The organism is Paenibacillus puldeungensis (assembly GCF_042678945.1).
GTDB classification, from domain to species: domain Bacteria; phylum Bacillota; class Bacilli; order Paenibacillales; family Paenibacillaceae; genus Fontibacillus; species Fontibacillus puldeungensis.
In genome coordinates, this window is record NZ_JBHTLM010000001.1 from 229,719 (window position 1) to 256,702 (window position 26,984).

The 26,984-nt window shown below is 49.0% G+C and carries 19 protein-coding genes; 15 read left to right on the forward strand and 4 right to left on the reverse strand.

Annotated elements, in window-relative coordinates:
• The first annotated feature begins 2 nt into the window (after positions 1-2).
• Complete coding sequence (locus ACFQ3W_RS01030) at positions 3-1,157, forward strand: hypothetical protein (protein ID WP_379315715.1); 1,155 nt, start codon at positions 3-5, stop codon at positions 1,155-1,157.
• 379 nt (positions 1,158-1,536) lie between these two features.
• On the opposite strand, the gene ACFQ3W_RS01035 is transcribed toward ACFQ3W_RS01030, so the two are convergent.
• Together ACFQ3W_RS01035 and ACFQ3W_RS01040 are read right to left on the reverse strand one after the other, a co-directional pair.
• Entirely contained in the window at positions 1,537-3,312 is a 1,776-nt protein-coding gene (locus ACFQ3W_RS01035; RefSeq protein WP_379315717.1) for an oleate hydratase, read from the reverse strand.
• A gap of 120 nt (positions 3,313-3,432) precedes the next feature.
• The gene (locus tag ACFQ3W_RS01040) at positions 3,433-4,008 is read right to left on the reverse strand and encodes a TetR/AcrR family transcriptional regulator (protein ID WP_379315719.1); all 576 of its coding nucleotides are present in this window, start codon (positions 4,006-4,008) and stop codon (positions 3,433-3,435) included.
• A 127-nt stretch (positions 4,009-4,135) separates the two neighbouring features.
• Here ACFQ3W_RS01040 and ACFQ3W_RS01045 point away from each other — a divergent pair, with 127 nt between their 5' ends.
• Positions 4,136-5,035 (forward strand): MerR family transcriptional regulator, encoded by a 900-nt coding sequence (locus ACFQ3W_RS01045; RefSeq protein WP_379315721.1) that lies wholly within the window; start codon positions 4,136-4,138, stop codon positions 5,033-5,035.
• A gap of 59 nt (positions 5,036-5,094) precedes the next feature.
• On the opposite strand, the gene ACFQ3W_RS01050 is transcribed toward ACFQ3W_RS01045, so the two are convergent.
• On the reverse strand, positions 5,095-5,598 hold the full coding sequence (locus ACFQ3W_RS01050; protein WP_379315723.1) for a hypothetical protein: 504 nt from the start codon (positions 5,596-5,598) through the stop codon (positions 5,095-5,097).
• Positions 5,599-5,709: 111 nt separating this feature from the next.
• Between ACFQ3W_RS01050 and ACFQ3W_RS01055 the strand changes: the two genes are divergently transcribed.
• Together ACFQ3W_RS01055 and ACFQ3W_RS01060 are read left to right on the forward strand one after the other, a co-directional pair.
• Positions 5,710-6,303: a GNAT family N-acetyltransferase gene (locus ACFQ3W_RS01055; RefSeq protein WP_379315724.1), complete on the forward strand. Its 594-nt coding sequence runs from the start codon at positions 5,710-5,712 to the stop codon at positions 6,301-6,303.
• A gap of 14 nt (positions 6,304-6,317) precedes the next feature.
• Positions 6,318-6,833, forward strand: coding sequence for a hypothetical protein (locus tag ACFQ3W_RS01060; RefSeq protein ID WP_379315726.1), 516 nt, complete (start codon positions 6,318-6,320; stop codon positions 6,831-6,833).
• Between the two features lie 66 nt (positions 6,834-6,899).
• On the opposite strand, the gene ACFQ3W_RS01065 is transcribed toward ACFQ3W_RS01060, so the two are convergent.
• Entirely contained in the window at positions 6,900-7,385 is a 486-nt protein-coding gene (locus ACFQ3W_RS01065; RefSeq protein ID WP_379315728.1) for a hypothetical protein, read from the reverse strand.
• 167 nt (positions 7,386-7,552) lie between these two features.
• On the opposite strand from ACFQ3W_RS01065, the gene ACFQ3W_RS01070 reads away from it, so the two are divergent.
• The 11 genes from ACFQ3W_RS01070 to ACFQ3W_RS01120 all read left to right on the forward strand — a co-directional run bounded on the left by ACFQ3W_RS01070 (position 7,553) and on the right by ACFQ3W_RS01120 (position 26,979).
• Positions 7,553-9,277, forward strand: coding sequence for a histidine kinase N-terminal 7TM domain-containing protein (locus ACFQ3W_RS01070; protein ID WP_379315730.1), 1,725 nt, complete (start codon positions 7,553-7,555; stop codon positions 9,275-9,277).
• 36 nt (positions 9,278-9,313) lie between these two features.
• A complete protein-coding gene (locus tag ACFQ3W_RS01075; RefSeq protein WP_379315732.1) occupies positions 9,314-10,411 on the forward strand; it encodes a response regulator in 1,098 nt (365 codons plus the stop codon).
• A gap of 484 nt (positions 10,412-10,895) precedes the next feature.
• Positions 10,896-14,504, forward strand: coding sequence for an S-layer homology domain-containing protein (locus ACFQ3W_RS01080; protein ID WP_379315734.1), 3,609 nt, complete (start codon positions 10,896-10,898; stop codon positions 14,502-14,504).
• A 321-nt stretch (positions 14,505-14,825) separates the two neighbouring features.
• Complete coding sequence (locus ACFQ3W_RS01085) at positions 14,826-16,196, forward strand: ABC transporter substrate-binding protein (protein ID WP_379315736.1); 1,371 nt, start codon at positions 14,826-14,828, stop codon at positions 16,194-16,196.
• Positions 16,197-16,508: 312 nt separating this feature from the next.
• Positions 16,509-19,502, forward strand: a complete 2,994-nt coding sequence (locus ACFQ3W_RS01090; RefSeq protein WP_379316357.1) for an extracellular solute-binding protein — start codon at positions 16,509-16,511, stop codon at positions 19,500-19,502.
• Positions 19,499-20,410 (forward strand): carbohydrate ABC transporter permease, encoded by a 912-nt coding sequence (locus tag ACFQ3W_RS01095; protein WP_379315738.1) that lies wholly within the window; start codon positions 19,499-19,501, stop codon positions 20,408-20,410. The genes ACFQ3W_RS01090 and ACFQ3W_RS01095 overlap by 4 nt, the downstream gene beginning before the upstream one ends.
• Positions 20,411-20,481: 71 nt before the next feature.
• Entirely contained in the window at positions 20,482-21,330 is an 849-nt protein-coding gene (locus tag ACFQ3W_RS01100; RefSeq protein WP_379316359.1) for a carbohydrate ABC transporter permease, read from the forward strand.
• Between the two features lie 11 nt (positions 21,331-21,341).
• Entirely contained in the window at positions 21,342-22,874 is a 1,533-nt protein-coding gene (locus tag ACFQ3W_RS01105) for an SMP-30/gluconolactonase/LRE family protein (protein ID WP_379315740.1), read from the forward strand.
• On the forward strand, positions 22,871-23,491 hold the full coding sequence (locus tag ACFQ3W_RS01110; RefSeq protein WP_379315742.1) for a Yip1 family protein: 621 nt from the start codon (positions 22,871-22,873) through the stop codon (positions 23,489-23,491). The genes ACFQ3W_RS01105 and ACFQ3W_RS01110 overlap by 4 nt, the downstream gene beginning before the upstream one ends.
• Before the next feature lie 12 nt (positions 23,492-23,503).
• Entirely contained in the window at positions 23,504-26,083 is a 2,580-nt protein-coding gene (locus tag ACFQ3W_RS01115) for a DUF5696 domain-containing protein (protein ID WP_379315744.1), read from the forward strand.
• The gene (locus ACFQ3W_RS01120; protein ID WP_379315746.1) at positions 26,080-26,979 is read left to right on the forward strand and encodes a carbohydrate ABC transporter permease; all 900 of its coding nucleotides are present in this window, start codon (positions 26,080-26,082) and stop codon (positions 26,977-26,979) included. The genes ACFQ3W_RS01115 and ACFQ3W_RS01120 overlap by 4 nt, the downstream gene beginning before the upstream one ends.
• The last annotated feature ends 5 nt before the right edge of the window (positions 26,980-26,984 follow it).

The window sequence follows — 26,984 nt, forward strand, 5'->3', positions numbered from 1 at the left end:
GTATGAATTTCGCAAAAAAGCCAGCTGCGTACCGCGACCTATCGGAGGGAATTAGTCCAAAGCCGCTTCAGAGAAACCAAGGTTCAGAGGGCTACTCCCCCAAGGAGATGCCGCTCATACTCAGTAAAGCGAAGGAGGCAAGTCTTAATATGCCTGTTAGTGAGGTACTGGTTGAAGAAGTCACCCCCTTTTGTACGATTGTTGATCGAAGCGAGATGAAGATCGTAGGCGTGAAGGTTGAGCTTAACCCTTACAGCGATTATGATGCGATCTCCATCGTCCAGAAATATATTAAGGACGGAACCTGCAAGCTGCTTGAGGATTTGCTGGAAACGAAGACAATGACAAAGGGGGAGTATATCGCGGCGGTCATAGAGGCCAAGTCGGGCATTGATTACACCTATATTATTGGAGTAGAAGTCAATAGCTTTGATAACCTGCCAGCCTATTTACCTCCAGGTACGACGATATTCACCTGCCCTCCCGCGCGTTACGGCAAGGTTGTGCGAAATGCGAGCGACCCGGGCGAAAAGCACCCGCAGGCCAAGCAAGCCATTTGCTATCTGTCTTCTTCGGAGTTTCGTGGCAGTACCGGTTATGCCTATGACATGGAGTCTGTATCCTTCAGAGTCTTTGATGAGGCTAGCGAGATGATTTTCGCTTATGAACCCGTGAAGAAACCAGCAAGCGACGAGGAGAAATTTGCCCAGGTTAGCTATGAGGTTGTGATGCTGCCGGAGATCAAGGTCATTGGCTGTTTTGGCGAGGGAATTGATTGTATGTGGAATCTCTTTAATATCGAGAACGATATCGATTGGAAAGCCGCGGGATGTCTCAATGAAAAGCAATACATCTCCTTTGGCTGCAAGGATGACCAGGGCCAGGATACGACGATTTTTGGCAGACCGGTTGCCAGCTTTGAAAATGTACCCGGTGCCTTGTCCGCTAGAGTGATGCCTTCCGGTTTATGGCTGAAGCTCTACCAGAAACAGATCAACAATGACGATACCTCCATCTTTTTTGAAGGCTCCAAAGAGGTCGTTTTCTTTAACAAGCATCCGGAGTTCGAAGAGGATTATTCGGAGCGAGGTTTCGTGTATGTGGCGCAGTACGAGCAGGGCGGGTATATTTTGTTTCCTGTTAGACTGAAGAAGTGATAATAGATCATACCAAGAAAGCCGAAGAGACTCCTGAATAGCTGCATTTCCTACATCTAATTTTGGACTTTATCGCCCTTTGATTCATTTAATTGTAAAAAATGCATCTAAATTGGCATAAAACGAAGGGAGAGGGGAAATTGCCTCGATTTAAATGTACTTTTTACATTTATTTACTCGGGGGACGCTCAAATGGTTAAAATAAATGTACTAAATACATTTAAACAACCATGCTGCTGATACGGCAACGACTGCTGGGGAAGATATTACGGGCGGTTATGCCGCCTAACAACAACATTATCCAACTAAAACAGGCCTGTAAAGTTTTTGTGCAAGCTTAATCCACCGCACAGAAAACCTTACAGGCCTTTTAGATTGGCTAAATCAGCTTATATCTCTCCAGCAGCTCCTCAATAACCGTGCCGGACACTTTCTTGAGCGCCTTCTTCTCAATCAGGTTAGCGATAAAAGGCAGCTTGATATCGGTCAGCTTTCTACCGTCGAGCATTTTGGCGGTAGAATCGAGCAGCACCCGGACATCGTAGCAGGAGCCGAATACTTCGGGAACGCCCCGGTCTACGTCAAGCAGGGTATAGACGGCTTCCATCGCGGTTCTGACCGAATATTCGGTGGTGAACACCGTATCGCGCACCGTATTGGAGAATTGTCCAATGAAGGCGAAGTTCACGCAGCCGTCGGGAACGACCTGCGGACGGTCTCCCTCCGTTCTTGGCATGAAGAAGGCAGTGATATACGGCATCATGCAAGGAATGCAGTGCGCACCCGTTTTGGCCATTTCCGGAATTTCCGCTACAGGCACGCCCATATGATACAGCCATTCCTGCACGATTTCCGTACCGGTGCATTCCTTCATCGGCTTCTTCACATAATCCCCGGGCACGTCGGTGTACAGCCCATAGACCCATACGACAAGCTGATTTTTCGGCTGCTCCTTGAAATGCGGCTGGCGGTTAAGAGTGTAGCTCATGAGCCAGCTCGAATCCTTGACGGTGATGATCCCGCCAGTAACGACTTTACCGGAGAACGGGTCGCGTTTGCACATTTTTTCAATATATTTCGGAATTCGATCATCGAGTGTAGTCACTGTGGCCGATTCCCAGTTGGTCGCATGGATGTTGCTGCAGAATTTTTCAGGACGGCCGAAGGATGGATCCTGTTTGGCGATGTTTTTCCACAGCTGCCAGCAGCCGCCTTCGCCTGGCTGGGTATTCATGACCGGCGCATGGTCGTCGTCGCCCAGCGAGGAGTTTTCGGTGCAGCTTCCGTTCGTGACAAACACGAGGTCATCCTCGATCAGATCAATCGTTTCTTCCTTGCCGCCGCGCTTGAACACAATTTGTCGGGCAATCTTTTTCCCCCCGGTAATCTCAAAAATGACGTTGGTCACCTGGGTATCATACTGGAAGTTGACGCCATGCGCTTCGAGGTATTTCACCATCGGCAATATCAGCGATTCGTACTGATTGTATTTGGTGAATTTCAGCGCGGAGAAATCGGGCAATCCGCCGATATGGTGGATAAAGCGCTGAATGTACAGCTTCATCTCCAGAGCGCTGTGCCATTTTTCAAAAGCAAACATCGTTTGCCAATACAGCCAGAAGTTCGATGCGTAAAATTCGTCGTCAAACACATCGTTGATCGTTTTATCGTATAAATCCTCGTCTTTGGTAAAAAACAGCTTGATAATCTGCATGGCTGCTTTATCAGAAAGTGCAAATTTTCCATCGGTGTGGGTATCTTCCCCTCGGTTTACGGAAGCGCGCATCAGCGAATAGTTGGGATCATGCTTATTGAGCCGATAAAATTCATCGAGTACGGATACGCCTTCTGTTTCAATGGAGGGAATGGAGCGGAACAGGTCCCATAGGCATTCAAAGTGATTTTCCATCTCGCGGCCGCCGCGGATGATGAAGCCCTTTTGCGCGTCATTTATCCCGTCACAGGCACCGCCGGGAAGCTTCATTTCTTCGAGAATATGAATGCGTTCGCCTTTCATTTGACCGTCACGAACGAGGAAACAAGCTGCTGCCAATGAGGCAAGCCCGCTGCCCACCAGGTAAGCGGATTTCTTCTCTACGCCTTTCGGTTTTTCCGGTCGGGCAAAGGCTTCATAGTTTCCGTTGGAATAATACATATCTAATCCCTCCAGTATTTGTTCGTCTACTGGAAGTATAGATCGTTCATATGGCTGTCGAAATAGACAATGAAGGCGCTGTGCCTAAACTTTAGACACAACGCCCTTATTGTCTAATTTTTATACAAGGTGGTTTCGATGATCCAGTCCATATTTTTCGAGGGCTCTTCGGATATCTCCATGGATCAGCACACTGAGCCGGTCGATCGTTTTTTGCGGATCATCCTTCATCCCGCGCTTAATCCAGTCCAGCATAAGACCGACAAACGCAAATTTATAGAAGTCGGCAACGAATTTTTTGTCTTCCTCCCTAACCGATAAATCGGTCGATTGTTCATCCACTACGCCCATGAGAAGATCATATGTGACGTCATAGAGGTAACGTTCCAATTGGTCGCGGCTCATCGAGTGGTACACATTGATGACAAGCGAACGATTGCGCAGGACGTATTCAAAAATGTGCAGAAAACCTTGCTGCCAGGTATCGTAGGTTTTTTTGCCATCTAGCGCGGTTGTTGCCTCTGTGAAAAACACCCATTCGACCAAGTCATAAATATCTTGGAAATGGTAGTAAAAGGTCTGCCGATTGACCCCACAGTCTTCCACAATATCGATGACCGTAATTTTATCGAGAGGTTTTTCGCTTAGAAGCCTTTTTAAGGAAGCGGCCAGAGCCTTTTTCGTGATTTGTGCCATAGGATCACCCAGATCACTTAGTTTTTTAAATTATGATACCATATTATTTCAAAAAAACATTGACCCTCACGCCACGTCATAGTGCAATCTATACATAGAGTTTGACGTCAAACTTGGAGGTGCAACGATGAGAACCGTAAAAGAAGTTTCCGATTTAACCGGAATTAGTGTGCGCGCACTGCATTATTACGATGAAATCAGTCTGCTGAAACCAAGCAAAATTACCGATGCAGGCTACAGACTTTATGACGATGAAGCTCTGGAGGCCTTGCAGCAGATTATGTTTTTTCGAGAGCTGGATCTGCCCCTGAAGGAAGTGCAGGACATGATGACCAGTCCTTACTTTGACAAAGAGAAGGCTTTGGAAAACCATAAAAAGCTGCTCATTTTAAAACGGAACCGGTTGGACGATCTTATAGAGCTCGTCAATCAAACCTTAAAAGGAGAAAACAACATGAGTTTTAAAGAATTTGATATGAGTAAATATTTTGAAGCCTTGGAACAGTTCAAGCAGGAGCATACCGATCAAGTGATTCAGTATTTTGGCGGGGTAGAACAATTCGATGAAATACTGAATGAGCAAAAATCGAAGGAAGCCTCCATTGCTCAAATGGCGGTCAAGGAATTCGGAAGCATCGAAAAATACACGGAAACGATGAAGAAAAATATAAGCAGACTTCCAGCGATCATGGAGAAATCGGAGCAGTTTAAACAAGAGATGCTGGAGGAATCTCTCCGAAAAAGCAATGAGCTGCACCAGAAGCTAACCGCTGACTTAAGTAAAGATCCAACCTCCGAGGAGATCCAACAAATCGTTGAGAAGATCGTGAACCTGAGCAAGGAAAACTACCAATTCCTCAGCATGGAGATGGGGGACAACCACTGGGGACTGATGGCGGAGCTTTTTTTAACAAACCCCACGCATATTGAAGTTACAGACAAGAAATATGGACCGGGTGCTGCCAAGTTTATTGGGGGTGCACTCCAATATTACAGCGAAAACGAAAATCGTGAAACATCGCGTTGAAATGGATAAGTGGGATATTAGGAAGAGATGTTTATGGGCACCTCTTCCTTTCTTTTGCCCTAATCTATGTATTTTCCACCAAATATCGTACCTCCCGATTTATCATAGGACGCACTATGCTTTTCAGCTTCATGTAAAAAATCTTGATTGCGAAAGTGCTCGTAGTAATATTCTTTCATCGTAATTAAGTCTTTCTTATATTTCTCGACTTCCATGGCACATACACGCATCAATAATAGTCGGTCTAACGATACCATTAGTAAGTTCCCTTCATCTATGGCATCCTTGAGGAAAAAATTATAGTCTAGCAGAGCAATGCTTCTCCAGATTTCAAATTCGCCAATGACCATACCCAAATCGCCATAAATATCTTTTCGCTGATCTGGATACTTTTCAGCAAGAGCAAGGTAATCTTCGCTGGATATTATCAGATCAATATCTGCACCTGATTTTCGCATTCCGTAATACTCCATAGCCATGCCGCCAATTACGATAGGCTTCTTATTAAACAACAAACCATTGTCTTTTAAACTTGATTCTATTTTATCAATTACCTGATTCATAAATATTCCTCCTTTCGTTTCCTATTATACTCCTCATTGCTAAGTATGAGATTGTGGAGGTAAAATATGGGATGGCCCGACACTAAAAAAACAGCACGGGAGGGTTCTTAAATGGATATCAAATTGAGACTTGAAGAAGAAAAAGATTGGCGAGAGGTGGAGCATCTCACTCGGGAAGCATTCTGGAAAAAAGAGAAAGCGGCCGAAAAAGGGATTGGGTGCAATGAGCACTATCTCGTACATACGCTAAGAACATCGAAGGAATTTGTACCAGAGCTTGATTTTGTGGCAGAGATAGACGGACGTTTGGTAGGTAACGTCATGTATAGCATGGCTTATGTCGAGCGGCCGGATGGCACGCGTCATGACGTACTTAGTTTTGGCCCGCTTAGTGTTTTGCCTGAGTATCAGAACCAGGGCGTGGGTAGCGCCTTAATGCGTCATTCTCTAAAAATGGCGGCTAAGCTAGGATACGGCTCGGTTCTTATTTTTGGACACCCGACGTATTATCCGAGATTTGGCTTTAAAGAAGCTGAAGAGTTTGGGATTACTACCAGCTGGGGAGATAATTCCCCTGCCTTTATGGCCATGGAATTGATCGAGGGCGATTTGAACGGCGTGACGGGGAAATTTTATGGGTCTCCGCTGTTCAATGTGGATGACGAGAAGGCCGTAGAGTTCGATAAGCTTTTTCCTAATAAGTGACGGAGGTTTTGATCGTGAAGTACAGAAACTTAGTAAAGTGGGCAGGCTTATTGGCCATGGTGCTTACTGTCACTATAGGCTTTGGAGATTTCGCTTCTTCGGTAGATGCGAAACCCCAAAAACAATCGGTTACGATGAAAACAAGTACGATCGGTAAAGTGAAGTATTATCTGGTGAACGATGAAAACGATTTGCGGGCCATCGGTAAAGGCAATTATCCTCTTTCCGCCAATTACATGCTTAACCATGATATTAAGCTAACAAAAGAGTGGGTTCCGATCGGCAGCGAAGAGCATCCTTTCACCGGCAAATTTGAAGGAGATGGGCATGTCATCGATAAATTACATATTAAAAGTGGTAAAGTGAAATATGCCGGATTGTTCGGATGGGTTGAAGGAGCTACTATTCACAATGTAACGTTAACGCATCTAAACATTTCAGCAAAAGCCGGCGGAGCAAAAAAATCTGCGGGTGCCATAGTTGCCATTGCATTAGACAGCAAAGTTTCCGACTGCACGATTAAAAAGTAAGCCATTTATGATTTCGTATGCAGCAGAAAAGGTCGCTCCTTTCTCAAGGGGCGACCTTTTCCAATACTAAAACATCGGCGTAATTTTACCGGTAAATTTATCGACGTCATACCAGTTAAAGGTTGCGGTATGCCCTACCCCCGTCGCCGGATCATCGATGACGGCCTCATAAACATGAACCGTGTATGTAGTTTGTGTCTCATGATCCACCTCTACGGTGTATACGGGGGCGAAGGGACCATACTTATCATCTACCAACTTCATAGCTTGAGCAGCAGTCACTTTCGGGGATGGCTGCTTTCCTATGTATAGATTGTCTCCGTATAATCCGACTTGCTTTCCGATGGCGGTGCCGGTACTTTTTATCGGTACATACGTCGTGCCTTTGTAAATAAACGCATCCGCCGAGGTTTTCTTCGCTCCGTCCATATAGATGGCGAGCTTCTTGGCCACCACGTTAATGTTCACTCCCGTTGCCGCAAAGGCGGTGGCTCCTGTAAGCATCGTGCCGATCATGGCTCCGATCAGGATGCCTTTCACTTTATCATTCACTAGTAAACTCCTCCCTATTTGTTTCTGCCTATGACTTGGCTTGTTAATACGAAGTATATGAAAACTTTCTTTCGCAGAATATGAGAAAAGTCCAGCATTCAAACCCTATTCCGGGCTGCCGATATAGTAAGGGTCAATACAAATTATTAATACGAGGCGAAAAGCTGATGAATGTAACACTTATCGTACTTACAGCGTTGCTTTCAGCGACCGTGATATGCGCGGTTTATTTGATTTCATACGCATCCAAGAGGCGAAATATGCCGGGAGCGAAACCTTTTATCCTGTTGATGATTGCAGCCATCATGTATAGCGGCGCCTACATGGGCGAGGTATGCTCGGGTGATTTGGAATCTGCAAAGTTCTGGTTTTATCTGGAGCATATACCCATTCCCATTCAGCATTATTTATGGATGATTATGAGTCTGGAGTACTGTAAGGTGTCCAGGAAAAGTTTAAATATAGCAAAATACTTCGGACTATACCATCCCATCCTGTATCTCCTCATCTTTTTCACAAATCATTTGCACCATGCCTACATCGGATCGTACAGCTATCAGAGTAATGGGTTTTTCCATGTGATTGTTTCTGCGAAGGGGCCTTTATTTGCCTTGATGATTGCTTCCGGCACGTTGATTGGAATAGCAACCACGGCTTTCTATATTAGAGGTCTCATCAAATCCTCAAACATTCACAAGTATGGATACGTCATTATGATGATCGCATCCGTATTCCCATGGATCGCCGTATACTTGGGCGCAGCTAACGAGAACTACCTCGGCATAGATTACTTCCCTGTAGTTTCCGTCATTTCAGGGATTTTATATCTACTTGGCATTTTTAAGTTTAATATGTTCAATGTCATTCCCCTAGCTACGGAGATTGTTTTTCGTCAGTCCAAGGAGGGGGTTATGATTGTTGATATGGCGGGGAATATCGTGGATATCAATGATGCAATGACCCGTTTGTATCCGGAGATGAAAGGTCTTAATTCCAACTACGTACTTAACGATTTTGTGCGGAAGCACCCGGAGCTGCATAGGTTGAGCGAGGGTGACGCGGGCTTCCAATATCAGGTCGAGCAGCAAGGCTGCGAGCGGCACTATTCTGTTCAGGTCACTCCCATTGTGATGGAGGACGGGGTTGAGGCGGGAAAAATCGTAACCCTGAGTGATATATCGGTTTATGTGGAAAACCAGAGAATCTTGGAATCCGTTGCTACGGATGCCATCCAAAAAGCAGAGACGAATGAGGTCTCCTTTTTACAGGCGCAGATAAAACCTCATTTTATTAACAATATCCTCAGTGTAATAGGATCAATGATTACGAGAGACCCCCGCGGGGCGCGAGAGCTTATCGGCAATTTGGGAGAGTATCTGGCCAACTGCTATTATTTTGACAGCTCATCCCCATTTGTCCAACTTGAACAGGAGCTTGAAACGATAAACACCTATGTGACGATTGAAAAAGCCAGATTCGGCGAGAGATTGAACTATCATGTTTCCTGTGAAAAGATTCCGAATATCCCCATACCCAGACTTATTCTACAGCCGCTAATCGAAAATGCCATTCGGCATGGCATCCTGAAGAAAGCAGAAGGAGGAAATGTGTGGCTATCCATCGTCCTCGAAGAGACATCGCTCTCTTTTGAAATCAGGGATGATGGGGTGGGCATGTCGGATGAGAAGTTGGCCGAAATATGGGGAGAGGTAAGGACAAATCACGGAATAGGCATCTCAAATATCCATAGAAGACTTGCAAAATACTACGGGAATGGTTTAAAAATATTCAGCGTGAAAGGGCAGGGAACCACAGTGGCTTTTACCATCCCTTTGGAGAGTCAGTATTCGAATGAGGGGCTGTCAGAATCCTGTCAGAAACCAACTTTATAATAAAATATGATCTTCGATGAACGGGGGGTGAGGGATATGGTTCGAGCTATCGTAGTTGATGATGAATGGTATAACCTTGAGGAGACGAGCGAATACATTGAACAGACGAGCTTGTTTGAAGTTGCCGGCAAGTATCAGAACCCTTTGAAAGCGCTGGAGGAGGCCGCGAAGCTTTCGCCAGCTGTAGCGTTTATCGATATTGAGCTTCCGGAGATGGATGGAATTACCCTTGCCGAAAAACTGCTGGAGCTTCACTCTTCGATGATCATTGTATTCATAACCAGCTATAATCAGTACGCTGTTCAAGCCTTTGATTTGAATGCGATCGACTACATTTTAAAGCCAATTAAGAGGGAACGCTTTAACCGAATGGTGGAAAAGATTAAAAATGAACTCGGCGTTAGTACGAGAAATACGATACATACCTTGAATATGAAGTGCTTCAGCGCCCTGAACGTGGCCATCGGAGATAACCTCGTGAAATGGGAAAGAGCCAAGGCTGAGGAGCTGTTTGCTTACCTTCTGATGCACCACGGCAGTTATATTCATAAGGAAAAAATCATTGAGGAGCTTTGGCCCGGATACGAACCGGAAAAGGCGCTGCAAATTTTGCAGACTTCTGTCTGTAAAATCAGAAATTTGTTTGCTTCCATTAAAAATATACTGCATTTGGATTATAGCAGCAGCCGGTACGGATTGTTTGTGGACGGAGGGGAATGCGACCTTTTCCAGGTTGAAGAGGCACTCCATCGGTTTAAGGCTAGTGAAGCATCTACCTATGCTGCTGTGGAAGAAGCATCCGTTTTGTATGGAAAGGGCTTTTTGGCGGAAGAAGGATATTTATGGGCTGTGGAAAAAGATAGACAGCTTCAAGAAAGCATCGTTACCGCACTGCATGACATATCAAACTTTTATGATGAAGAAGGAATCATCGACAAGGCTATAAAGGTTTTGAAAATGGTGGTGAAGCTCGCTCCTTACGATGAAGAGGCCAATTGCCGAATGATCAAGCTGTATCTCGAATCCGGGGATATGCAGGCGGCTCTTCAACATTATGAATGGCTGGAGAATATTTTAAGCAAGGAATATGATACGGCACCCTCTGAGAAAATCAGAGCTTTGCTGACTCACTGACGGTGGGCCTGTTGTAGCCCGAATTTGCGGGGTGTGGCTAACCAAGATAGCACAATTTTTGAGTCCCGGCGATGAAAGCATCATTGCCGGGACTCTTTTTAACGCCTTCTTCCGGCCACCTCGCACGTAGTAATTGCATTTTGTACATTTAAACCTTGTCATTATAGGATGCACAATATGCATTTAGTGGTGTAATTCACGCCGCAACAGCCACACCCTTACGCTATGATCCTTCCATAAAAACAAGATCTGTCAGAATCCTGTCAGAGTCCCTATTTATAATAGGATTTGATGGATGGATAGGGAACGCTTCAAACAGAATGTCGAGCAGATGAAGTCAAATTGCACGTTTGAACGAAAAGTGCGGCAAAAGGGGGCCAATTGCGTTGTAAGAAATTTTAGTTTTTTTATGGAAGTCTATGAGAATAGTTGTGAAATTCGTAACGAATAATGACACGAACAAAAAATGAGGAGGAGTCAGAAATTGAGTAGATCAAGGTCTAGAGGTAAGCTGCGTTTCCTGTCGCTGTCATTGGCGGTTATCCTTGCGATCATGTCTCTGCCTTTCGGGATACACCAGGCAAAGGCTGAACCAGCGACAACGAATATTCCTGTCGGAGGACACCCCCGTGCGGTAGCGGTGAATCCTGTCACCAACAAAATCTACGTGGTTATTCAAGGTGACCAGGGTAAAGTGGCGGTGCTCGATGGAGCGGATAACACAACGACAATGGTTGACGTTGGGGCTAGTCCGGTTGATATTGCCATCAACGTAAGAACAAATAAAATCTGTGTGGTGAATCAAGGCAGCAATAATGTAACTGTAATTGACGGGACGGATAACAAGACGGAAACGGTGCAGGTTGGAGAGAATCCCGTTGCGGTAGCGATAAATTCCATTACAGACAAAATCTATGTAGCCAATTCGATTAGCAACAACATAACGGTTATTAGCGGCACTAACCATTCGACGGAAACCGTTAGCGCAGGAATTCAGCCTTTTGCATTGGCCGTAAACCCGTTGACAGATACCATTTATGCAGTGAATTCCGGCAGCGATAACGTAACCGTGATCAATGGAATAAATAACACTACATCTACCGTAAAGGTAGGATCATTTCCACTTGGTGTAGCTGTGAATTCAGCTACGAATAAAATTTATGTGGCTGATTTAGGTGAAACAAACGTAACGGTGATTGACGGTAATAGTAACTTGACTCAGACCATTGATATAGGTGTATCGCCTTACGGATTGAAATCCAATCCCACAACAAACAAAATTTACGTCTCCCACTTTTACGATAATGACTTCACAGTTATCAATCAGGATGGAAGTCACTCAGACATTTCAATGGGACATACAAATCTTCCGGGAAGTGTTCCTCCAAGCCTGACCGTAAACCCGATGACTAACCGGGTCTATGGGACCAATCTGGCAACGGGTGAAATAGCGGTGATTGACGGGATTAGCAACACAGCCACAAACATCAACGCAGGAGGAAAAACACCGTCAGCCATAGGGGTGAACCCTATTACGAAAAAAGTATATGTTGCTAATTACGAAAGCCAAAATGTAACCGTGTTTCAAGACACTGCCCCATCCACTGTGCCCCCGCTTATTACTCAGCCTAGCATCTTACCTGAGGGTACCAGAGGGACGAGCTATAACGGCGGTGCAATGAACGCTTCCGGCGGAGTTCCACCGTACAATTGGAGCGCCACCGGGCTTCCTGAGGGTCTTGGTGTAAACCCGGTGACGGGCGAAGTATATGGCACGCCGACGACACCAGGAATCTTCAATGTCGACTTTACAGTGGAGGACGGCACTGGGATGATTGCCATCATGAAACTTCCCATAACCATTAATCAAGCCAATGCAGCAGCACCTTTCATTGAGGTTTTTGGGCCTCAAGGCCCCGGAATCTACACGAAACATCCCTCGATCGATTTGAAATTTTCTGAAAGTGTGACGCCTGTCGCAGGAGGGAAAATTAACGTTACTGTTAGCGGAGCTGTGTATTCAGCTGACGTACTAAGCTCCTCGCAACAAGTCAGTGATAATCCGTTTATCAATTTCCGCGATTTTAAGGACAGCAGCGGAAATGAACTTGTCCTTGATTATGGTAAGCAGTATCACGTAAATGTACCTTACGGTGTTTTTAAGGATGCGGATGGTAATGGCACACCGGAAATAAGCTGGACATTTTTCACGCCCGCAAATCCCGATTCCCCAACACTGTATCCCTATGGTTTGAAACTAGTTAAAGGAAAGGAAGCAAGTTTTACTATATTTCTTGGTCAGGGCAGCAGTGGGGCTACCTCAGCCCAAATATCTAGTATAGATCAAGGAAAAATCGTATCCATTACTCCGACGACCTTAAATAGTACCGAGGGGACAGCAGGTCTCATAAAAGTCACTGGCTTGTCGGAAGGGATGACGAACATCAATGTATTTTTTGGTGGCCCGGGTAAACCGATAATTACCTTTCCGGTAACTGTCGAGGTCATCTCTCCCATATGGCCTATAGGCAGCAGTATGACCGCTGCAAGCATCAGTTCAGCGGAGGTTACTCTTCATTGGACGGAAGCGTTGGATCCAACAGGCGTCACTGGCTATAAGCTGTTTCGGAATGGAGTAGAGGTGGCCGTGGTACCTGGTAATGTCAACAGTTATAAAGTAACCGGACTTTCAAGTGCTACAGCCTATACTTTTCAGGTGCAGGCTGTAAATACCGCCGGTGGTTGGACGACGAATGGGCCATCGGCACTGGTTACTACCCTACCATCCGTGAGTCCTGGCGGTAATCCAGGAGGAAATTCCTCTGACAATAATTCTGCCGGTGGCTCGACTAACACTCCTGCCAGCAGCGGTACGGCTGTAACACCAGCAGTGCCATCTACCGTAACCCTGGGGGCGGGGGAGTCTAAGCAAGCCTTGAATGCGAAGATCGATACCCGAAAAGGCGTTGCCACGGCAATCCTTGAAGCAGATGCATTAAATAAAGTCTTTGACAAGGCTGAAGCAGACAGCCATGGTTTGAAGAAAATACAGGTTCAGATGCCGAAAGTGCAGGGAGCAAATACCTATGCGTTGGAGGTGCCAGCAGCAGCACTTGCTGGAGAGAACCTAAACAGAAGGATAGAGTTTACAAGTGACCTTGGCGGCATAACCTTACCCGGGAACATGTTAAAGGATACGAAGCTGGATAGCGCAGAAAATGTCGGAATCAGCATGGAGAAAGCAGATATGTCGAAGCTTCCGCAGGATGTGCAGAATGCTGTCGGCTCACGGCCGGCCATCAAGCTGAAGCTTACAGCGGGTCAAAAAACGATGGAGTGGAATAACCCGGATGCACAGGTAACAATATCGATCCCTTATACCCCGACAGCCAAAGAACTCGCCGATCCTGACCACATCGTTGCCGGATACATTGACGGAGACGGTCATTGGAATACCATTCCGAGTGGAAGATATGATGCAAAAACCGGCAAGCTGACGTTTTCAACGACACATCTCGGCCTTTATGCTGTAGGTTATCAAAACAAGACCTTTGACGATCTATTAAGCGTGGCATGGGCGAAAGATGATATTGAGGTACTTGCATCCAAGGGTATATTAAGAGGAGTATCGGATACAGAATATGCTCCCAAGAGCCATATCACCCGTGCAGATTTTCTATTCTCTCTAATCAAAGCTTTGGGTATAGACGCCAAAATAGACTCGAATTTTGAGGATATAGGCAATAATGCTTATTACTACAGGGAAATCGCTATAGCCAAAAAGCTTGGCATCGCCACCGGCGATGGGAGCAATCAATTTAACCCGGATGAGAGTATTTCAAGACAGGACATGATGGTGCTCACCGCAAAGGCCTTAATGAAGCTGGACAAGCTTGGACAGAAGAACCTAGCTACCTCGAACCTGGAGCATTTTGCCGACAAGTCGCTTGTGGCCGGCTATGCGGTAGACAGTGTGGCTTCGCTTGTAAAAGAAGGTCTAATTAACGGGGATAAAGACAAGTTAAATCCTCAGGGCTTGACCACCAGAGCGGAGGCGGCAGTATTTTTGCATAGAATATATAATATGCTTTGAGTCATAGTCTTTGTTCCCTAACAAAAACTAACAAACAGAAGAGCCTGCGGTTAGTGGTATAAAGAACATAGTCACTATATTCAGCGGACATTTGGAGTCCCAGCGATGAAACGTTCATCGCGGGGGCTCTTTTTCATAAATACGGATATGTTAGCATGAAAATATATTTGTTAGCATAATTATTTGTTGACGAATACAATGCATGACAGTATATTATTTTGCAAACGAAAGATTACAAATGGTGGTGATAAATCCAAAATAAATATTCAATAACAAATTATAGTTAATAGCATACTTTAGAAATTAAAGGGAGGTTTCGTAATGAGGAAATTGAAAGGGCTTTCTTTAGTGCTATTTTGTTTCATTTTTCTATTTTCTGCTTGCAGTGGAGGCAGCAACTCGGCCAAAACTGTGACGGAGCCATCACCGCCTTCGGAGGCTAACACGACCACTAAGACGCCGGAAAAAACCGAACCCGAACAGACAGAAGCTCCTCCGGTGGATCTGGGAGGACGGGTGATCAAGGTGGCCGCTTGGTGGGACTTGAAACCGGCAGGGACGACGGCAGGTGAGAAAGCGCGCCTTGAAAAGATCGCCGAGGTAGAAAAGAAATATAACTGCAAATTTGAATTCGTGAACGTGCCATTTAAGGAATACATGAATAAATTTACGACGAGCGTACTCGCTGGCGAGCCATTTGCCGACATCGTTCAGATGGAATATAAATCGGCGCTGCCTGCCATTATAAAAGGCCAACTGCTTCCGATCAGCGAGTTCACTACGGAAAAGAGCAACATTAACAACAAGGGAGATTTGATAACGAAATCCCCATCGATCGGCGGCGGAGAATACGCCTTTGACAACCCGGGAACGATCGGTCTTGGGCTTCACTACAATCGTGATTTGTTCAAGAAGCTGGGATTGCCGGATCTGCAAGAGCTTTATAACAAGGGCGAGTGGAATTGGGAGAAGCTTCTGGAAATCGCTAAACAAGCCACCAAAGATACGGATAACGACGGAAAAACGGATGTTTGGGGTTACTCCGGCTGGGCGATCGATGCGATCAAACATTTTACGGCAGCCAACGGCGGGAAACTCGTCGATGACGAGAATAGCAAAGAGATGCTGTCCGACCCACGCACGATTCAAGCTGCGGAATTTGTGAACCGTCTGTATAACGTTGACAAGGTGGTCAGAGTGAAAACCGGCAACAAAACGAATTGGGAAGAAACGAATACCTTCAAAGACGGAAATGTGGCCATGTTCACGGCGGCGGAGTGGCAGCTTAAGGACTTGACCTTCGAGGTTGGCATCGTACCGATTCCAAATGGACCGCAAGGCTCCCCGAAGCAAACCTACGCGAACACAGCTCAAGCCTCTAAATTCATCCCGAAAGGGGTCAAGGATCCAGCCGCGGTGTATCAGGCTTATGAAGAAACCTTTAATATCCCGCCAACCGAGGAATACCCGGGGCAGGATTATCTTGAAAGCATTTACACCAACCAGGAAGACATCGACATGATTCGTGAGCATATTGCAGGAACGGGGGTCATAACGATTGACGAAGCTTATGCCGGTTATCCTACAGGCGCTTTTGTAGAAGACATTATTGTTAAAAATCAGTCCGTCACCGCTACGGCGGAAAAATACAAGCAGCAGGCGCAAGCAGCGGTCGATAAGCTGGGCAAGTAACCGGCCATATAAGTTGAACTAATGAAAAGAGCGGAAAACAGGCAAGAAGGGGAAATGATTCTGAAGAAGCGAAGCGTTCGCCTTTGTTCCCGGATTTCTACTCTGCTTAGTTTAATCATAGAAATCCGGGAACAACAGCGATCGTAAGAACATTTCACCCGGTTGCCTCTATCCGTACAATCATTTGTTCAACTTATGTAGACTACTGCAAGCTTCAATAGACACGGAGACGGGGACGTAAGCAACAGCCGCGTCCTTTTCCTGTATTTAACGCCGGAGTAGCGAGGGGGATGAACATTGTCAGAAATCCAGATGCTGATCAAGGAGCGGGGCTGGCTGCTGTTTATGGCATTCGCAGTTCTGGCGGTGGTAGGACTGTGGATTTACGGCGGAATTTCAGGCGATTCCAGGCTCACAAAGGGCAAGGGTCAAGCTGTAAAAGAGCTTCCGGTTATTAAGCTGGTGACTGGGGTGAAGGGGAAATCCACCGCTCCTCCCTATGCGGAGTATTTGGCCGGGTTTACCGGAAAAGCCGCTCTAACCCGCACCGAAAAGCAAATCGTTATTCAAGCCAAAGATTACAGTCTCACTACTGAAGACGCCGAGGTAAGACAACTTCAAAATTATGAGGGTATGGAGGGAACCTCCGTTTTTACCGGTGAAAAAGGGGAAGTCGAATGGACAGTAACCGTGGCGGAGGCGGGCTTATATAATCTATCCGTGCTTTATTATCCGGTGGAAGGTAAAAGCTCCTCCATAGAGCGAGCTTTGAAAATTGACGGTAGCCTACCCTTTGAGGAGGCCGAGTATTTACAATTCGACCGCATTTGGGACAACGAGAAGCCCAAGATCGAACAGGATAATCAGGGGAACGACCTCAGGCCGAAGCAGGTGGAGCGGCCGGTATGGCGGGAGGCTATTCTAAAAGATTCGGGAGGATACGTCACGGAGCCTTTTGGGTTCTATTTGACTGAGGGAGAGCACAAGCTTACCCTGGCTGCATCCCGCGAGCCGATGGTGATTCACCGCTTGAAGCTGTTCCGGCATTCAGAGACCCTATCGTACGAACAGGCTAAGGAGCGGTATGAAGCGGAAGAAATTAAAGAGACGAAGGGGCAGTTGGTGGTCGTCCAAGGCGAAGAAGCCATCGCCAAGTCGTCGCCGACCTTGTATCCGCTTAGCGAGCGATCAAGTCCTGGGGTTACCCCATATAGCGCATCAAAAGTTCGAGTTAACACGATTGGCGGCTACAACTGGCGGCTGCCGGGACAGTGGATTGAATGGGAGGCGGAGGTACCCGAAACCGGCTTATACAGCATCGCGCTCAGGTCGCAGCAAAATTTCGTGCGCGGCATTTATGCGACCCGCAAGCTGACGATTGATGGTGAGATGCCTTTTGAAGAGATGAACAGGGTTCCGTTTCGCTACAAAAGCGGCTACCGGGTTGATGTCCTGGGGAAGAGTGCAGTGGATGGTGCTGATGCAACCGGCGATGGAGCCTACCTATTCAAGCTGGAAAAAGGCAAGCATACGTTGCGACTGGAAGCGACACTCGGTGAATTTGCTCCGCTCATAAGGCAGGTGGAGGACAGCTTGTTGAACTTAAATGCGATGTACCGAAAAATATTGATGATTACCGGCACCAAGCCGGATGAATTCCGGGATTACCGCGTGGAACAGCGCATTCCCGAGCTGTTGGAGGTGTTTCAGGCGGAGAGCGAGCGACTTCGCGCAGTAGGTGTCAGGCTCGTGGAGCTGTCGGGGCAATCCAGCGACCAGGAGGCGCTGCTCAAAACGATGGCGATCCAGCTGGAAGAGATGGTGCAGGAGCCGGATACGATTCCGCGAAGGTTGGGAGCTTACAAGACGAACACCGGGGGCTTGGGCACCTGGCTGCAGCAGGCCAGGGAGCAGCCGCTGGAGATCGATGAAATCTATATCGCATCTCCCGGAGTGAAGCTGCCGAGCGGAGGACTTAGCGGTGGAGACAAGGTCGTGCACGAGATGTCCACCTTTGTGTCCTCGTTCTTCATCGACTATAACCGGATTGGCAACGTAACGGACGAGAAAAATCAGCGGACTGTGACGGTATGGATCGGCAGTGGACGCGACCAGGCCAATGCGATCAAAGCGATGATCGATGAAACCTTTACGCCGCAGACCGGCATCAATGTCAACTTGAAGCTGGTCAACATGGGGACGATCCTTCCCGCAACGCTGGCCGGACAAGGGCCGGATGTGGCGATGCAGATCGGTAACGATCTGCCGGTCAATTTCGCCATGCGAAGGGCAGCAGCGGATTTGACGCAGTTCAGCGGCTATGACGAAGCAGCCGCGCGTTTCCGTGAGAGTGCTATCGTACCCTACAAATATCGCGGCGGTGTGTACGCCCTACCGGAAACACAGACGTTCAACATGCTGTTTTACCGGAAGGATGTACTGGCCGAGCTTGGTCTTGAAGTGCCGAATACCTGGGAAGATGTGGCTAATCTGCTCGCTGTTTTGAACAAAAATCATATGGGCTTCGGGCTGCCGGTCGTGGCTCAGGCCCCGAATCAGTGGACGACGCTTCCGCCAAACTCCATGTATGCCACCCTGCTGATGCAGCGCGGCGGCCAGTTCTACCGCAAGGATGACACGGAATCCGATCTCGATTCCAAAACAGGCATTGAGGCGTTCAAGCAATGGACGGAGTATTACACGGATTACAAGCTGGAGCGCGAGTATGATTTCGCCAACCGCTTTCGTACCGGACAGATGCCGATTGGCATCGCCGATTACACCACATACAACCAACTGTCCGTATTTGCACCGGAAATTCGGGGAATGTGGGGATTTGCACCCGTACCCGGAACGGTTAAGGAGGACGGCAGTATCGACCGCACCGTACCTTCTGGAGGCAGTGGCGTGATGATGCTGCAGAACGCGAAGGACAAGGAAGCGGCATGGGAGTTTATGAAGTGGTGGACGAGCGACGAGACGCAAACGAGCTATGGCCGCGAAATGGAAGGCTTGATGGGCGCAGCCGCCCGTTACCCGACGGCGAATATCAACGCATTGGAGCGCCTGCCCTGGCCGGTGAGTGATTTCGAAAGTCTGGAGGAGCAGTTTAAATGGGTGGAAGGCATTCCCGAGGTGCCTGGCGGTTATTCCACAGGAAGACATCTGTTCAACGCTTTTTACCGGGCGGTCGTCGGCGGGATTGAACCGCGCGAAGCGATCATGGACTCGGTGCAGTACATCCATGATGAAATCCGCAACAAGCAGGAAGAATTCGGACGGCTGCGGGAACAGGGGGGATCATGATGCATAATGCGTGGTGGACTTTAAAGTGGCGGGAAATGAAGGCCAGCAAGCACTCTTACTTTTTGCTGGCGCCATATATGGTTTTGTTCATGCTGTTTACGGTGCTTCCTGTCATCATCTCCATTATCCTCAGCTTTACGTATTTCAATATGCTGGAATTCCCCCGGTTTGTCGGTTGGCAAAATTATACCCGGCTGTTCCTGGAAGACGATATTTTTCTGACCGCGATGAAAAATACGCTGATGTTTGCGGCGATCACCGGCCCTGTCAGCTACCTCGCCTGCTTTATATTTGCATGGATTATCAACGAGCTCAGCCCGAAGGTTCGGGCGTTCATGACCTTGGTGTTTTACGCACCTTCCATTTCGGGGAACGTGTATTTCATTTGGTTGATCATTTTCTCTGGGGACCGTTACGGGATAGCCAACGGCCTCCTGCTTAAGCTTGGAGTCATTCTGGAACCCATCCTTTGGCTGAAGACCGAAAGCTACATTATGCCGATCATCATTCTCGTCCAGCTGTGGCTGAGCCTGGGCACGGGCTTTCTGGCCTTTATCGCCGGGCTGCAAACGGTCGACACGACACTCTACGAGGCCGGCGCTGTGGACGGTATTCGCAATCGCTGGCAGGAGCTGTGGTACATTACGCTGCCGTCCATGCGGCCTCAGCTCATGTTCGGGGCGGTTATTCAGCTGACAACGTCGTTTGCCGTTGCCGATGTGTCGATTGCGCTGGCCGGTTTTCCAAGCGTCAATTATGCGGCCGAAACGATTGTGACCCACCTCATCGATTATGGGACGACCCGGTTCGAGATGGGCTTTGCTTCTGCCATTGCGACCGTTCTGTTCGTTTTAATGGTCGGTATGAATCTGATCGTCCAGAAACTTTTGCACAAGGTGGGTGAGTGAACTTGAAGGTCGAGACCAACATTCCCGGGCGGGGGCGAACACTTTCATGGAGCCTGCGGCTACGGCTGCGCATGACCAAGAAGCGGGTCAACCGCTCATTTGCCGGCACCTTGTTCCTGTTTTTGCTGCTGGCGGTGTTCGGCACGTTCATGGCCCTGCCGCTGGTGTACGCGATCAATAATGCGTTTAAGCCGCTTGACGAAATCTTCCTGTTTCCGCCGACGCTGTTCGTCCGCAACCCGACATGGAACAACTTTATTGAGCTTATGAACCTGCTGAGCCAGTCGTGGGTGCCGTTTTCCCGCTACATTTTCAATACGGTATTTATTACCGGAGGGGGCATCGTCGGCCATGTCATCCTGGCTTCGGCGGCGGCTTACCCGCTAGCTAAACACAAGTTTCCCGGGAAAAAGCTGCTGTTCACGATCGTCGTGCTGTCGCTTATGTTTACGCCAGTCGTGACGCAGACGCCGAACTACATGATTCTGTCCTGGCTTGGCATGATCGATACGTACTGGGCGGTCATCATTCCGGCATTCGCCTATTCGCTTGGCCTGTATTTGATGAAGCAGTTCATGGAGCAAATTCCGGATGCCTTGCTGGAAGCCGCCAAGATCGACGGGGCGAGCGAGTATCGGATTTTCTGGTCGATCGTCATGCCGAACGTCAAACCAGCCTGGCTGACGCTGATTATTTTGCTATTCCAGATGCTCTGGGGGACGGACGGCAACGGGTTTATTTACAGTGAACAGCTCAAGACGCTCCATTATGCCGCAAACCAGATCATTCTGGGCGGGATTGCCCGGGCCGGGGCGGGGGCGGCGGTTGCGCTCATTCTGATGAGTGTACCGATTACGCTGTTTTTGTTTTCGCAGAGCCGGATGATTGAAACGATGGCCACCTCGGGCATGAAGGATTAGGAGGGAAGCGCATGACATTGAAAAAGTGGATCATCTCCATGATTGTTGCAACACTTTCCCTGCTGCCCGCCACTGAAATTTTCGCTTCATCACTTGAGGCTTCAACAAGAGTCCAAGTGGATGGCGATGCGCCCGCTTTTCCTGATTCAGCTAATCCCGCGCCGCCCGCTCCCGGCAAGGCTCCGTACGAAAGCTACAACTACAACTTTTGGAAGGAAGCGGTGCCGATGCCGGCGGCCTATTTGCCGAGCCGTTACATTACAGGCAAGGAGCTGGGGGTCGGGGATTTTCTGGAGCCGGCGGACTTGCATATTTCGGTGAAAGGCATGCTCTATGTGCTGGATACCGGGCATCAGCGGATCGTGCAGGTGAATCAGGATTGGACGGAGGCCAAGGCCATTTCCTCCTTTGACAATGAGGGCAAGCAGGACGGTTTCGCCAACCCTTCAGGAATTTTCACCGATAACGAAGAGCGGATTTACGTAGCCGACACCGATCACCAACGGGTCGTGGTTTTAAGCCCGGAGGGAAAGCTGGTTCAAATCATTCAAAAACCGCAGTCCGAGGTGCTCCCGGAAGGCTTCAAGTTCGATCCACTCAAGGTGACGGTCGATGCGGCGGGGCGAGTTTATGTGGTGGCGCGCGGGGTATACGAAGGCATTATGCAGTTCGATGAGCAGGGGGCTTTTCTCGGCTATGTCGGCACAATCAAGGTGAAACGAAATTACGCTGACTATTTTTGGCGGCTCGTGTCCACGAAAGCGCAGCGAGCGCAGATGTCTCTTTTTATCCCGACTGAGTTTTCCAATCTGGATATCGACCACAAGGGCTTTGTATATGCGACCAATATCGATATCGGGTCCAAGGAGCCGATTAAACGGCTGAATCCGTCCGGCGAGGATGTGCTCAAGCGGTTCGGGTACTATGAGGTGGCCGGAGATATCTACTACCGAAGAACAGTAGGGCCTTCCAAATTTGTGGACATCAATGTGCTGGGGGACGGGATGTACAGTGCGCTGGATTCCACGCAGGGACGGGTGTTTACCTATGACGAATCCGGCACCCTTCTTTATATTTATGGGGGGCACGGAAATCAGCTTGGTCTGTTCAAGACGCCGGCAGCGATCGATCATGTTGGGGAAAGACAGCTCGTGCTTGACCGGGGAAAGGGGAATATCGTCGTGTTCGAACCTACGGCATTCGGTCTTAACGTTAACCAGGCTGTTCGGCACCATTACCGAGGTGAGGACACGGAGGCGGAATCCTACTGGGACCGAGTTCTCCAGCTGAATTCCAATTACGACCTCGCCTATTCAGGGATCGGCAAAGCGAAGCTGATGCAGAAGCAGAACAAGGAAGCGCTAACGTATTTCAAGCTCGGCATGGATCGAAAAAACTATTCGGTTGCTTATAAAAGATACCGCCGTGAAGTGATGAAGGAGCACTTCGGCGCGGTAATGTCACTGCTTGTAACAGCCGCATTGGCCTTTGCCGCATATAGGGCTATTAGACACTGGAGGCATAGGGGGGACCTCAGGCCATGAAGCGGGACGATCTAAAATTTCCTCTCCATGTCATCGTGCATCCGTTCGACGGCTTTTGGGATATGAAATATGAGAAAAGAGGCAAGCTGCGCGTGGCGCTTGGTATTGTAGCCCTGCTGGTTCTCGCGATCATTGTGCAAAAACAATTTGCCGGTTTTCTCGTAAATTTCAGCGACCCGCGCCGGTTGAACAGCTTAGGCGAGCTCGTTTTTGTCGTACTGCCGTTTCTGCTGTGGTGTATTTCGAACTGGTCGGTCACGACGCTAATGGGAGGCGAAGGCAAGTTCAAAGAGATTGTGATGGCGACCTCATACGCGCTCGTTCCGATGGTGCTGATCTACCCGCCCATGACGCTGGTCAGCCGGTTTATGGTACAGGAGGAGACCGCTTTTTATTATTTGCTGAACACGGTCGCCGTCATCTGGTTTCTCGGTCTCCTGTTCGTCGGCATCATGACCGTCCATCAGTATACGGCGGCCAAGACGATCCTGACGATGTTGCTAACGGTGATCGTGATGGGCATCATCGTTTTCCTGGGTACGCTCATTTTCAGCATGCTGCAGCAAATCTACGAGTTTGTTGCCAACATTTATCGAGAAATCATTTTTCGGGTATAGGGGGCGGATCGTGTGAAAAAGCGGCCACGAAAAGGGATCATTTTGCTGCTTGCCTGTGCCGCCGTTTTGGTTCTCGCGGGAGGATTGGTGCTCTTTGGCCGAGGGGCGCCGGCGGTTGACCCGTCCGTTTACCGTAAGGCTGCTGCCGCACCGGAGGCTGGAAAGAAACTGGCACCGCTGAAGGATGAAACGGCAGGCGTCTCCGGGATGAAGCTGGTGGCGCAGAATGAAGCTTTGGCACTGTACTATAACGAAAAAACAGCCGAAGTGGCCCTTTCAGAGAACAAGAGCGGAGAGATCTGGTACAGCAACCCCGCAGCTCGGGGCGACGATAAAATCGCTTCCCCGTTTGAAAAGGAGGTACTCTCCTCTCAGCTCGGCGTTTCCTTTCGTGATGAAATCGGGACGCTGGAAACTTATTGGAGTCAGCCCTGGAGTGTGGCAAGCGGCAATTTTTCGGCGGAAAGCCTGGAGAACGGGATACGGGTGACGTATACGCTGGGAGATGTATCGCTTGGTATCGATGCCCTGCCCAAATACATTACAAAAGCAAGGTTGAAGGAAAAGGTGCTCAGCAAGCTGAAAGGGAACTTGGCCACATACGTGGAAGCCCGCTATTATCCGGCCAAGAACAATCCGGACCTGCTGGAACGGCTTGACGAACAAGTGAAGAAACCGCTGGTGCTGAAAAAAATGCTGGCCGCGTTCGAGGAAGCCGGATACACGGCGGAGGACTTGGCCGCGGATAATGAGCAGAGCGGCACTCAAGCTGGCGTCGGCTCGGGCAAGCCAAACTTCACGGTGGCGCTCGAGTACCGGCTGGATGGAGATTCACTAGTCGTATCGGTCCCGCTCGGCCAGGTCAAGGAAAGCGAGAAGCATCGCATCCGCAGTATTGATCTGCTGCGCTTCTTCGGCGCTGCGGGCGTGAAGGATGAAGGATACATGCTGGTGCCTGACGGAACCGGGGCCCTGATCCGGCTGAATAACGGCAAAGTCAAGGAGGAGCAATACGTGCAGCGGGTGTACGGCGATGATCCGAACGATAACAGCCGGAGCCGGGGGCAGGTAGCCCGGAAGGCATCCATGCCGGTGTTTGGCATGAAGGCCGGGGACACGGGATGGTTGGCGGTGATTGAGGAAGGAGATGCGATGGCGAGCATTACCGCGGACATTAGCGGCAAGCAAAATTCCTATAACTACGTGTTCAGCAGCTTTAGCGTACGCGGGGAGGATGAGCTTGAGCTTTACACGGGGGATAAAATTCAGGAAATCCAATTGCTGAATGATCAGTTATACAGAGGCAACCTGACGGTGCGTTATCGCTTTTTGACCGGCGAGGATGCGAGCTACTCGGGCATGGCGCGGGCGTATCGGGAGCAACTCGCGGAGAGCGGCAAGCTTCGGCCTTTGGAACCGGGGGCTGATTTGCCATTTTACGTAGACGTACTGGGCAGCATCGACAAGCAGAGGTCTTTGCTTGGCGTTCCTTATGATGCGGTGGTGTCGATGACGAGCTTCCAGGAAGCTGAACAAATGGCGCGAAAGCTGGCTGATGACGGCGTATCCAATGTGCGGATGCGTTATCTCGGTTGGTTCGGCAAGGGCGTCCATCACAAGCCGCCGGTAAAGGCGAAGCCGGATCGGGTGCTCGGCAGCGGCGATGAGCTTAAGAAGCTGGCCGCACAGCTTGCCGAGCAAGGGGGCGGGCTGTACCCGGATGTGGCGTTCCAGCACATTTACCGGGATGACGGCAATTTTCATCCTTCCTCGGATGCATCCCGTTTTGTGACCCGCGAAGTCGCAAAGCTGTATCCTTACGACCGTAATATGAACCGGATGGATTCTTATTACGGTTCATATACGCTGCTGTCGCCCGCGAAGCTTCCTTACTATGTAGGAAGGTTTGCAAGGAGCTACGACAGCTACGGAATCCATGCCCTGTCACTGCGTGATCTCGGGGGTGTGCTCAACTCTGATTACAGGGTGCAGCGGGTGGTGTTTCGGGAGGAAGCCAAGGCCATCGTTACAAAGCAGCTTGAAGCGCTGGGGCGCGCCTATCCCGATTTGATGGCGTCTGAAGCAAATGCCTACAGCTGGCCTTACGCCAAGCATATTGTCGATGCGCCAACGTCGAGCAGCCGGTTCAGTATCACGGATGAAGAGGTGCCTTTTTATCAAATGGTCATACACGGGTATCTCGATTATGCGGGAGAGGCGCTGAACCTTGGAGACGAGCAAAGCTTGCGGCAGCGGCTGCTGACCTCAGTGGAGCTTGGAGATGCCCCACATTTTTTGTGGTCCTGGAAGCCCTCCTCGGAGCTTAAGTTTACGCGGTTCGATGCGCTGTACTCGTCCGCCTACAGCGACTGGTACGAGGAGGCTGTGGCTTATTACAACAAAGTAAATAAGGTGCTTGGTCCGCTTCGCACTCGCCAGATGGTTGAGCACATTCGCCATCCGAACGGGGTTGTCGAGGTGGGATATGAGGGCGGGAAGTCGGTGCTGATCAACTACACGAACGAGGCCGCCGTAGTGAATGGGGTTCGAGTGGAGGCGCTGGATTTTGTAATGGGGGGTGACGGGGCATGAAAGTGAAGCTGTCTTTATCGCACAAAAGATCCATGCTCGGCCTCCTATTCATCGCGCCGTGGCTGATCGGTTTTATCTTTTTATTTGCAGGGCCGCTCGCCCAGTCGATCCGCTTCAGCTTTAACAAGCTGGTGGTGTCTCCGGCGGGATTCGAACTGCAAAGCGTCGGCTGGAACAATTTCACCGATGCCCTGTTTGTCGATGCGAACTTTAATCGTATCTTGACCGAGTCGATCGTCGGCATGGCGGTGGATGTGCCGCTGATCCTGTTCTTCAGCCTGTTCTCAGCCGTCCTGCTGAACCAAAAATTTCGCGGCAGGGGAGTTGCGCGAGCGATCTTTTTTCTCCCGGTCATACTTGCGTCGGGAGCGATTGCGGCGGCGGAAAGCTCAGGCCTGATCAATCTCGTCGGCAATGCACAGGTAGCGGAGGAACTGGGGCAGGCATCCTCGCAGTTTAATGTGCGCTCCATGGTGATGATTTTGTCGGAGGCGGGATTCCCGCTCGGGTTTATCGATTATATTGTGGGAGCGGTTATGCGCATTTATGAAATCATCAGTCATTCGGGTGTGCAGATTTTGATTTTTCTGGCGGCACTGCAGTCCGTCCCTGGGTCGATGTACGAGGTGGCCCGCATCGAGGGGGCGACCGCTTATGAAACGTTCTGGAAGGTGACGTTCCCGATGGTCAGTCCGTTAATCCTGACGAACATCATCTATACGATCATCGATTCGTTCTCGGACAGTGAGGTAACCCGATTGATCTATGAAACGGCGTTTAAGACGCAAAACTTCGGACTTAGCTCTGCTATGGCTTGGCTGTATACGATAGTTGTCAGTTTATTGCTCGTTGTCATGGGCTACATCGTGTCGCGAAAAACGTTCTATCATAACTAGTAAGG

What these genes read in the sequence shown, in the direction of transcription:
- ACFQ3W_RS01050 (WP_379315723.1), bottom strand. Translation starts at nt 5,598, where the DNA reads ATGAATCAGGTAATTGATAAAATAGAATCAAGTTTAAAAGACAATGGT.
- ACFQ3W_RS01085 (WP_379315736.1), top strand. Translation starts at nt 14,826, where the DNA reads ATGAGGAAATTGAAAGGGCTTTCTTTAGTGCTATTTTGTTTCATTTTT.
- ACFQ3W_RS01030 (WP_379315715.1), top strand. Translation starts at nt 3, where the DNA reads ATGAATTTCGCAAAAAAGCCAGCTGCGTACCGCGACCTATCGGAGGGA.
- ACFQ3W_RS01055 (WP_379315724.1), top strand. Translation starts at nt 5,710, where the DNA reads ATGGATATCAAATTGAGACTTGAAGAAGAAAAAGATTGGCGAGAGGTG.
- ACFQ3W_RS01110 (WP_379315742.1), top strand. Translation starts at nt 22,871, where the DNA reads ATGAAGCGGGACGATCTAAAATTTCCTCTCCATGTCATCGTGCATCCG.
- ACFQ3W_RS01040 (WP_379315719.1), bottom strand. Translation starts at nt 4,008, where the DNA reads ATGGCACAAATCACGAAAAAGGCTCTGGCCGCTTCCTTAAAAAGGCTT.
- ACFQ3W_RS01105 (WP_379315740.1), top strand. Translation starts at nt 21,342, where the DNA reads ATGACATTGAAAAAGTGGATCATCTCCATGATTGTTGCAACACTTTCC.
- ACFQ3W_RS01120 (WP_379315746.1), top strand. Translation starts at nt 26,080, where the DNA reads ATGAAAGTGAAGCTGTCTTTATCGCACAAAAGATCCATGCTCGGCCTC.
- ACFQ3W_RS01100 (WP_379316359.1), top strand. Translation starts at nt 20,482, where the DNA reads ATGACCAAGAAGCGGGTCAACCGCTCATTTGCCGGCACCTTGTTCCTG.
- ACFQ3W_RS01095 (WP_379315738.1), top strand. Translation starts at nt 19,499, where the DNA reads ATGATGCATAATGCGTGGTGGACTTTAAAGTGGCGGGAAATGAAGGCC.
- ACFQ3W_RS01075 (WP_379315732.1), top strand. Translation starts at nt 9,314, where the DNA reads ATGGTTCGAGCTATCGTAGTTGATGATGAATGGTATAACCTTGAGGAG.
- ACFQ3W_RS01045 (WP_379315721.1), top strand. Translation starts at nt 4,136, where the DNA reads ATGAGAACCGTAAAAGAAGTTTCCGATTTAACCGGAATTAGTGTGCGC.
- ACFQ3W_RS01090 (WP_379316357.1), top strand. Translation starts at nt 16,509, where the DNA reads ATGCTGATCAAGGAGCGGGGCTGGCTGCTGTTTATGGCATTCGCAGTT.
- ACFQ3W_RS01070 (WP_379315730.1), top strand. Translation starts at nt 7,553, where the DNA reads ATGAATGTAACACTTATCGTACTTACAGCGTTGCTTTCAGCGACCGTG.
- ACFQ3W_RS01035 (WP_379315717.1), bottom strand. Translation starts at nt 3,312, where the DNA reads ATGTATTATTCCAACGGAAACTATGAAGCCTTTGCCCGACCGGAAAAA.